The sequence below is a fragment of the Bacillus sp. AFS053548 genome (genome assembly GCF_002575105.1).
GTDB lineage: Bacteria > Bacillota > Bacilli > Bacillales > Bacillaceae_G > Gottfriedia.
Window position 1 is genome coordinate 18,712 of record NZ_NUHI01000089.1, and the last position, 9,047, is coordinate 27,758.

The 9,047-nt window shown below is 31.6% G+C and carries 8 protein-coding genes; 6 read left to right on the forward strand and 2 right to left on the reverse strand.

Annotated elements, in window-relative coordinates; translation table 11 throughout:
- Positions 1-61: 61 nt before the first annotated feature.
- Positions 62-1,762, reverse strand: coding sequence for a M4 family metallopeptidase (locus tag CN946_RS22950; protein WP_098863144.1), 1,701 nt, complete (start codon positions 1,760-1,762; stop codon positions 62-64).
- A 321-nt stretch (positions 1,763-2,083) separates the two neighbouring features.
- Here CN946_RS22950 and CN946_RS22955 point away from each other — a divergent pair, with 321 nt between their 5' ends.
- The 5 genes from CN946_RS22955 to CN946_RS22975 all read left to right on the forward strand — a co-directional run bounded on the left by CN946_RS22955 (position 2,084) and on the right by CN946_RS22975 (position 6,598).
- Positions 2,084-2,593 carry a DUF4047 domain-containing protein gene (locus CN946_RS22955; protein ID WP_176547428.1) on the forward strand — a complete coding sequence of 170 codons (510 nt, stop codon included), beginning with the start codon at positions 2,084-2,086 and terminating at the stop codon, positions 2,591-2,593.
- A 48-nt stretch (positions 2,594-2,641) separates the two neighbouring features.
- Positions 2,642-3,184: a signal peptidase I SipW gene (sipW, locus tag CN946_RS22960; protein WP_098863146.1), complete on the forward strand. Its 543-nt coding sequence runs from the start codon at positions 2,642-2,644 to the stop codon at positions 3,182-3,184.
- A 78-nt stretch (positions 3,185-3,262) separates the two neighbouring features.
- Positions 3,263-3,874 carry a TasA family protein gene (locus CN946_RS22965; protein WP_098863147.1) on the forward strand — a complete coding sequence of 204 codons (612 nt, stop codon included), beginning with the start codon at positions 3,263-3,265 and terminating at the stop codon, positions 3,872-3,874.
- A gap of 253 nt (positions 3,875-4,127) precedes the next feature.
- Entirely contained in the window at positions 4,128-5,375 is a 1,248-nt protein-coding gene (locus CN946_RS22970; RefSeq protein ID WP_098863148.1) for a helix-turn-helix domain-containing protein, read from the forward strand.
- Between the two features lie 239 nt (positions 5,376-5,614).
- Positions 5,615-6,598, forward strand: a complete 984-nt coding sequence (locus CN946_RS22975; protein ID WP_098863149.1) for a S8 family serine peptidase — start codon at positions 5,615-5,617, stop codon at positions 6,596-6,598.
- Between the two features lie 51 nt (positions 6,599-6,649).
- Here CN946_RS22975 and CN946_RS22980 read toward each other — a convergent pair whose 3' ends face one another.
- Positions 6,650-7,360 (reverse strand): DUF421 domain-containing protein, encoded by a 711-nt coding sequence (locus CN946_RS22980; protein ID WP_098863150.1) that lies wholly within the window; start codon positions 7,358-7,360, stop codon positions 6,650-6,652.
- A 415-nt stretch (positions 7,361-7,775) separates the two neighbouring features.
- Between CN946_RS22980 and CN946_RS22985 the strand changes: the two genes are divergently transcribed.
- Positions 7,776-9,017, forward strand: a complete 1,242-nt coding sequence (locus CN946_RS22985) for a cation:proton antiporter (RefSeq protein WP_098863151.1) — start codon at positions 7,776-7,778, stop codon at positions 9,015-9,017.
- Positions 9,018-9,047 lie beyond the last annotated feature (30 nt).

Below are 9,047 nucleotides of genomic sequence, written 5' to 3' on the forward strand. Positions count from 1 at the left end.
AATGAACTATGATAAATAAAGAAAAACCATGAACAAATAACAGTTCATGGTTTTTCGCCTATTAGTTTACACCTACAGAAGTATATGCATCCATAACAGCTTGGGTTTCTGCTGAAGGTATACCATTCTTATCTGGATATAAGTCGCGAGCAGACTGAATTGCAGCTTCTCTCATTTCTTTAAATCCAGAAGAAGGAGTTAGATAAAGAGTTATTGCACGGTAGTAAATTTTTTCTGCTTTCGTTCTACCCATTCCTTTAATTGTAATACCATTATTTGAGCCACCTTGTGTTAATAGGTAAGCAGCTTTATTATTGATACCGCTGTTAATGTGTACTCCTCCATTATCATCAGTTCCTAAATAGCGATCCTGGTATGTATCAGGGTAGTGACCTGATGCCATATAGCTTGTAGCTTTTGAAGCTGGATTGCTCATTGAACGAAGTCCACCATCACCAGGAATGTTCGGAGTTGTGATATCTTCTCCAAGTTCCCATTCAGTTACTCCTGTACTGGACATTTGAGCAAAATTTCCCATTATATCTGCTAGGGATTCATTAATAGCTCCCGATTCATTCTTATAAATTAAGTCAGCAGAGTGCTCAATAACACCATGAGTCATTTCATGTCCAGCTACATCTAGACCACCAGCTAAAGAACTAAATTTAATACCGTCGCCATCACCATATAACATTTGTTTTCCATTCCAAGCAGCGTTATTCCATTTTACTCCAATATGAACCGTATTAATTAATGTCATTCCATGATCATCCAAACTATTACGCTTATGAATATTTTGATAGTATTTATTTACTTTATCTGAGTTGTAAATTGCAGAAATAGCTGCAGGATTTGTGAAAGTATTAGTTGGACTTTTTGTTGATATTTCATAGCCTGTGAATCCAAAGATACTACCAAGTTGGTAAACAAATTCTTCCATGCGGCGAGCATCGTATGTTGCAATTGGTACAACTTTAGAACCATAAACCGAAGTCGAATATAAATAGCTAGTTCCGGTTGACAAATCCTTACCAGTAGTGAAAGATTGCATGTCTCCATGTAAGTCTAACCCTCTTGCAGTTACCGGAGTAAGAGTTGTTGCATCAACTTCATCTAGTGCATCGAACTGATCAATTACTTCTCCACTAATTGCATCTACAAAGTAGTGGAAGTATCCTGGTGCTGGTACTGAAGTAGAAGCTTTTACTAAATAAGCTAAATGATATTTTCCTTCATAAGGGTAAATCATTAATTGAGAATCAATTCCATCATAATTTTTAACTTCACCAATTTGTGATTGAATTTCTTCTTTAACTATCGAAATTGCATCATCTTCTGAAATAGATGCTTCAGTTGGAATAAGAGTTCGAGATAGATTTTGAGTTACTTTGCCAATAGAGGCATACACATTATTATTTGCATCTAAAGCAACAGTTTGCCCAGAACCAAAAATTGGGATTCCCTTGTATTGCTCAACCGTACGTACATGATAAGTACCAGTTGAAGAATCAGTTTGTTCACTTATAATTTTAAACTGCTCGCCAATATTAGCTAACTTTGTGAGCTGATTTTCTACTTTTGAATTAAGGAAGTTCTTTACAATTTCATCCTTATTCACTACTTCAGAAACGGTTGCTGCGCTAGCGGATCTACTCCCAAATGTTGTTACGGTTGGTAATACTCCTCCTAAAACGACTGACAAAGATAACACTGCAGGAATAGCAATCTTTTTATTCCTACTCTTCAAATCTTTCTTTTTCAATTAACCCACCTCTTTATTAGAATTTTGTAACAATTACAATTATTATGAAAAATCGACGCGAAATCAATTCATTTTTCACAATTTCATTTCTGGATAATTTTTATAAGGTTTATCAATGTTTCTTCTAAAATCGACAAAATCCAGCATTATTCTTGGTGGTTTTTCGGCGAAATTATCCTAATTTTAATTTTCTGATAGTTATGTATAATGAAAGTCAATTACGGAATTTCACAAAGGGGAGAGCGCATGAGGAACTCAAGTCAAAAAAGCATTGTATTTTCGAGTCTAATTTGTATTTCCTTTTATACGGGAGTTCAAATTGTGGGTGTAACTGATGCGTCATTTTCAAGCCAAGCTTCATCAGCTCCAGTCAATATATCAACATCAATTGTTTTTCCCTCAAAAGTTAAGAAATTAGAAGATGATGCACGGAATATTGCGGATACGATAAATAAAGAATATAAATCAATTTTTTCTCCGCCTTTAAATGTTTCATTACAGGAGTTACGTGAAAGACTTGGCAAAATTAATGAAATTGAACTGGAGATAAGTGATCAATTCGGTGAATTAGAAAGTATAAAAAAGGAACTATCTACTACTAAATTAAAATTAAAAAATCAAAAAGAAGTAGACAAACAGACTTATGCTTATGTAGGTGAAGGTGATCAAAAGGTATCTAGTATTTTGAAAGAAGTGCATACTATGATTGATTTTCAACAAATTGAAATTGTTCGTTCTTCAATTTCTATTCAGATAGACAACCTAGAAAAAGCTAAGTTAAATTATGTAGAAAATCATTCTAAGACAAACTCTGATGAAAATAATGACTAGATATTTAGCAATCTATGAATAATGAATTTCAGTGAAGGAGAAAAAATCATGAAAAAATTAGTAAGTATTTTGATTAATTTAATTAAACTATTCTGTTTAGTTATCCTATGTTTTATGGCATTTATAGTTCTTTCATCTAAAATAACCGGACAAGAGCCTACAATTAGAGGATATCAATTAAAAACAGTATTATCGGGTTCAATGGAACCTATTTTTCAAACAGGTTCGATCATTCAAATAAAACTAGAGCCTAACAATTATGCCTATCAAAAGGGTGATATTATTACGTTTCATACAAAAGATAGATTAGTAACCCATAGAATTCTAGAAGTTAAAAACAAGAATGGGGAAATTACATATAAAACAAAGGGTGATAATAATAACGGCCCGGATTTATGGATAATTACACAACGAGATGTCATTGGAAAATACACTGGTATTACGATTCCATACTTAGGCTATGTTATGAACTATGCCAATTCAAAAATCGGATCAACGCTTTTGTTAATAATACCAGGTATATTACTTATTATTTCGGCTTTATACTCCATTATTAGTGCAAAAAAAGAGTTAGAAATTGTACAAGGTTAATCGTTTTGGTTAGATCTCCTATGTATTAAATAAGGAATACATAGGAGTTTAATATATTTTTCCAAGGGGGAATTAAGAATGAGTTTTACGAAGAAAGTAAGTCAAGGAGTAATGAGTGCTGCGTTAGGTTTATCATTAGTTGGAGGAGGGACATTTGCTTATTTTAGTGATTCAGTAGAAACACAGAATACATTTGCTGCAGGTACATTAGATTTAGGGATGAATCCTAGTACGGTTGTTAATATTAGTAACATTAAACCAGGTGATGAGGTTTATCGTGAATTTACACTCGAGAACAATGGTACATTAGACATTAGTAAGGTATTACTGGAAACCAAATATACAGTGGAAGATGTTAATTCAAATAATCATGATGATGATCTAGCAAAACATATCAAAGTTACAATAATGTACAATACAAGTAGTGCAACTAGTCCGATTGTTGAAACAACATTATATGATTTACAAACTCAACAACCTGATGTTACTCAAATTGATACACTATCAGCTCCTAAGCCAGATGGCATTATTGCAGGCGACAAAGAAAAAATCTTTGTATTATTTGAATTTGTAGATAATGGACAAGATCAAAATCATTTTCAAGGGGATCGTCTAAAAGTAAATTGGACTTTTAATGCACAACAAGGTGATTCAACGTATTATGATGATACAGATGAAAATAATAATTAATCAATATCTGATTATGAGTGACAATTAAATAGATATTAAAACACCTCTAAATAATTGCTGAAAAAGTGTAGTGAATTATTAGATGTGTTTTTTTATTTTATCTGAAAAAGTCTAATAGATTTAGTTAAATATTTTCTATTTATATCCGATTTTTCTATTTGCAAATTAAAAAAGTTAATTTAAAATAATTGTTATTAATTATTGAAAATTCAATTAAATTAAAATGAATAGGGAAATTAAAGGGAGAAATAAAATGATAGAGGGTCAAATCATAAGATATTATCGACAAAAACTTGGGTTAACACTTGAACAACTAGGCAAGGGAATTTGTACTCTCGCATACCTCAGTAAAATTGAACTCGGTCAAACAATCTATTCCTCGGAGATCGTTGAACTACTATCAAATCGTTTAAACATTGATATTAATAATGAGGTTAATCTCTTTAAGAATACAAAAGATTCACTGAATCGATGGCAAAAGGCCATTTTTATGCAAAATAAGAAGGAGGTTGAAGAGTTAAAAAAGGCATTGAAAAAAAATCCATATTTAGACTCCACCGAGTTTGCACCATTATATCAGTTATTAAGGGCAAAGTATTACATTTTAAAGAAAGAATTTGAAAGGGTTTATACAATTTTGAGTAGTGTTGAAAAAGAATATCCAGTTCTTCCTCAATACGAAAAGAATTTGCAATTGCACGTATGGGGGATCTATTATACCTCGATCTATGATACGTCAAATTCAAATAATAAAAATTTAGCCTTAAATATTTTGAAGAAAATTAATATGAATGAATATAAAAATCCAGAATATTATTATAATTTGGCTGAAGCATATCATTTAGTTCAAAATAAAATGATGGCATATGTATATGCTGAAAAAGCTTTAGTGCATTTCAAAGAAATGAATAATCTTGTAATGATGCTTGAAGCAGAGGCTCTAATGCTTGCACAAATTCAGAATGATCAACATGCCGATTTTGAAAAGATTTTGGAATCTTATAAAAGTCTGATTCACTTATGCGATTTACTGCATGAAACTGATAAAAAAGTTAGTCTTCTAGGCAACTTATCAAATCTATTCTATTGTAGAAAAGATTATGTTCGCGCTCAGGAAATAGTGCAAGAGGCATTGGATCTCGTGGATAAGAAATCTATACAATACGTTAGGCAACTTCGTAATTATTTGGTAATCTGTTTGGAAGGTAAACTAATGAAGAAAACTGAAATGTTAAAAATAGCTCAACAAGGGTTAGTTGCTGCAAGAAAGTTGGACAATCTTCTACACCAAAAAGCATTTAAAATGCTTATCTATCGAATTGAAGATAATATTGAACAATACTACAAATACATAGAGCAGGATGCTCTACCATACTTTCAGTCGATGAAGTATTCAATGTGGATTAACAAATATGCTAAAGAATTATATAGTCATTACATAGATACTGAACAATATGAGAAAGTGGCTAAAATTTCAAATATTTTAGTAGAAGTTAATTAGTTAGATCATCACTTAAATTTAATACTGAACAATATTGAATATATTGTTATATAAGGAAAAGCATAAATTTCGTAAAATTACGGGTTTATGCTTTTTTTGTTGATAAATGATTAAAATTGTCCAGATTGATAAAAAAAATGTTAAAAAAATTTGAATTGAATGAATTTTGCAAAAAAATATCAATCATGCCAACTCTCATTATAATAAATCTATCTTGAGAAAAGAAAGAAGGTTAGTAGATGAAGAAGAAAATGTTTAAAAATGTCACAACATTAGCATTATCAACAGGACTTATAAGCACTACGTTAACACCGGTTTCATTTTCGCATCAGGTTCATGCACAAGCAACTTCAAAGATTGATCAAGTACTAGCAAGACTGACTCCTCAACAGCGTGAGGCAATTAAGCAATTGAAATTAAGTGACAAATCAGGGGTTCAAGTATCTCCTGATGTCGATCAAACAAGTGACAAACTTACGTCTGTCATTGTCGAGTTTAAGGACAAGCCTCAGCAGACTGCGGTTTTAGAAGCAGCGTCAAATGGGGAAGTGCTTACGGAAAAAGATGCGCAAGCAAAAGTGGATGATTCACACGAAACGTTCCAAAAAGATTTAAAAACAATTTTTAGCAGTGAATTAAAAGAAAAGAAAAATCCATATTCGATTAAACGATCATACAAAAAAGCATTTAATGGGGTTTCTATGACACTCCCAGCAAACAAAATTAAATCGCTTCTTAAATCAAATTCAGTAAAAGCTGTCTATAGTGATTTACAAGTTCAGGTAGAGCCACCATCGATCAGTGAATCATCAACAACAGGGAAGCAAGCTGCAACCCATACTATGGTTACATTCCCAGGAGTTGAAAAAATTCATGATGAAGGCTTTACAGGAAAAGGCGTAAAAGTCGGGATTCTTGATACTGGAATCGACTATAATCACCCAGATTTAAAAGGAGCATTTAAAGGCGGGTACGATTTCGTTGACAATGACAGTGACCCAATGGAAACGACGTATGCTGATTGGAAAAAGTCTGGGAAGGCTGAATTAGCCACAAATGGTGAAGCGTACTATACAGAGCATGGAACGCATGTAGCTGGTATTATTGCTGGACAAGGGAAAAATGAGGGAGACCTTTCGGTAACAGGTGTTGCAACAAAACCAGTTAAAAAATATAAGGGCAAAACATTAGATGATGTTTTAGAAGCACTTGGTCTAAATTAATTTAAATCATGACAAATAAATCGGTAGTCTCAAATGAGGTTACCGATTTTTTCATTCTTCTATATCAACTGGTGAATGAATCTGATCTTTGTACAAATCAAAATACAGTTGACCATTTGTACCCCGAACACAATATGAAACATCAGCTAATTTCAAACCTCGCTGTTCAATTTCAGAAATGATCCAATCTTTTGTTAAGTGGTTTTGCGTCATGTTTTTATTAATCATTTGACCATCCATAATGATTTCAATAGGGAAATCTGATTGGGAAGGACTAGAAATCCCCAAATCTTCTCTAGTTACAAAACGATATAGGGGTTTCTTTAATATAGATAAATGCCCGTCAGGTTCAAAAATAGCGTATTCTACTTCATCAATATCAAATATATCTCTTCTTCTTAGTGCTTGATTTAGTGAATCCATTGTCACTTTTAATTTTTTTAAGTTTTTTTCAAGAATTTTTCCATCTTGAATGACAACAGTTGGCTGTCCATTGAATAATGCTCTAGCTTTATTATTTTTTAATGAAACTAAAGTAGCAAGAAATAAAAACGTACTGAAGATTATTAATGCAGTGATATAGTTACTGAAATGGATGGAGGTATTAAACGTCAAGTTACCTGCAATAGATCCTAATGTAATTGAAGTAATATAATCATGATAAGTCATTTTTGATATTGTTTGTTTACCAAGAAGATGGGTAATACAAATAAGTAAAACGAATGCTGAAAGAGTTCGTATTATGACATCAAAAGTTTCCATCACTACCCTCGCCTTTAACTTATTTCTTACTATATTTTTACATAAAAGATATAGATAATACGTAAAAGTAAATTCTTTCGTAAAGTAATAAAACCTAAATGTCCTTTTTTGCATCTACATAAATTTACCTCAGTTGGTAAAAATGTTATTAACTTAGGAATGGTAAAACTAGAGACCCCGCAATTACCATTTTCCATTTCAAGGTAATTTAACCAAGACTTTAAGTATTATGTGTATATAAATAGAAACAATCAGATTAGAGTCAGATTTAGAGGCTGTTTCAAGTCTTAAAATAATACATGAAACGCTTGGAAATGTAATGAATCATTCTTATGACATAATTCGAAATTGAAGGGTTTCTAATCCAATTTTTTATGTAGTATTTCAATGTTATTTCTATTAAGGAGAGTTTTAAATGGAACACGGATTGTTAGAAGTTTCAAACATGATTATAGGACAATTCTTAATATTACTCTTAATCGGTGTGATATCCTGGTTGGCTGCAAATAAATTTAATAAACCCTACACAATATTCCTAGTCATTATTGGTCTAGTAATTGGTATTTTGAATATTGATTTTTTAGATAAAATTGCTTATTTATTTACGAATAGTGAGAATTTTTCATTGATTGTTCTTAGTATTTTTTTGCCTTCACTTCTTGGAGAGGCGTCGATGAAGTTTGAATATAAGGAAATAAAAAAATATAAAAATGAAATCTTAAGTTTAGCTCTTTTAGGTACATTTATAACATTTGTACTTGTAGCTGTTGCCTTGATTTATATTTGTAAGTTACCAGTAGTAGTATCTTTTACGATAGCTTCTCTTATGTGTGCAACTGATCCTATTTCGGTAATGGGGATGTTTAAGATATACAATGTAAAGAAAAGTATTGCGGCTAGTTTAGAAGGAGAAAGTCTGTTTAATGATGGAATAGCAGTTGTGTTTTTTAAAATATCTACAGTATTCCTATTAAGTTATATTAACATGGGATTATCAGGTATTGGTGCTGGTATTTTATTATTCTTCAAAGTTGTTCTTATTGGAACAGTTATCGGGTTAATTTTAGGATTTTTAGCTTCATACATGATTAGTTTTGTAGATAATTACCCGCTTGAAACAATGGTTTCTTTTTTACTTTTTTATGGTAGTTATCTAATTTCAGAGCATTTCCATGGAAGTGGCGTAATTGCAGTTGTAATTGGAGGCATTGTGTTTGGTAATTATGGAAAGAAAATTGGAATGAGTGCGGTAACCGAAGATTACATCGCAAGTTTTTGGGACATCGTATCGTTTGTAGGAAATACAATTTTATTCCTACTAATTGGTTTAGTAGTTTATCAATTAGATGTATTTTCAAATTGGAAAGTTTCTTTATTAACAATATTAGTTGTATTAATCGCAAGAACAATTGCAGTAACTATTAGTCTGATCAAAATAAAAACTTTTACAAATATTGAAAAGTTTCTTATTAACTGGGGTGGGTTAAAAGGTGCTTTGTCAATTGCACTGGCACTAACTTTACCTGTTGATTTTCCATATAGAGAAAACATCTTACTAATTGTCTATGCAAATGTAGTGTTTTCATTGTTGATTCAAGGTTTAAGCATCCCACGAGTAATTATGTATATAAAAAATAAAGAAAAAGTCAGACAATAATGGACAAAATGGTTGTGCCCATATAATTGT

Excerpts from the sequence above, each read along its gene's own strand:
- sipW (WP_098863146.1), top strand. The coding sequence starts at position 2,642 with ATGAAAAAATTAGTAAGTATTTTGATTAATTTAATTAAACTATTCTGT.
- CN946_RS22965 (WP_098863147.1), top strand. The coding sequence starts at position 3,263 with ATGAGTTTTACGAAGAAAGTAAGTCAAGGAGTAATGAGTGCTGCGTTA.
- CN946_RS22970 (WP_098863148.1), top strand. The coding sequence starts at position 4,128 with ATGATAGAGGGTCAAATCATAAGATATTATCGACAAAAACTTGGGTTA.
- CN946_RS22975 (WP_098863149.1), top strand. The coding sequence starts at position 5,615 with ATGAAGAAGAAAATGTTTAAAAATGTCACAACATTAGCATTATCAACA.
- CN946_RS22980 (WP_098863150.1), bottom strand. The coding sequence starts at position 7,360 with ATGGAAACTTTTGATGTCATAATACGAACTCTTTCAGCATTCGTTTTA.
- CN946_RS22985 (WP_098863151.1), top strand. The coding sequence starts at position 7,776 with ATGGAACACGGATTGTTAGAAGTTTCAAACATGATTATAGGACAATTC.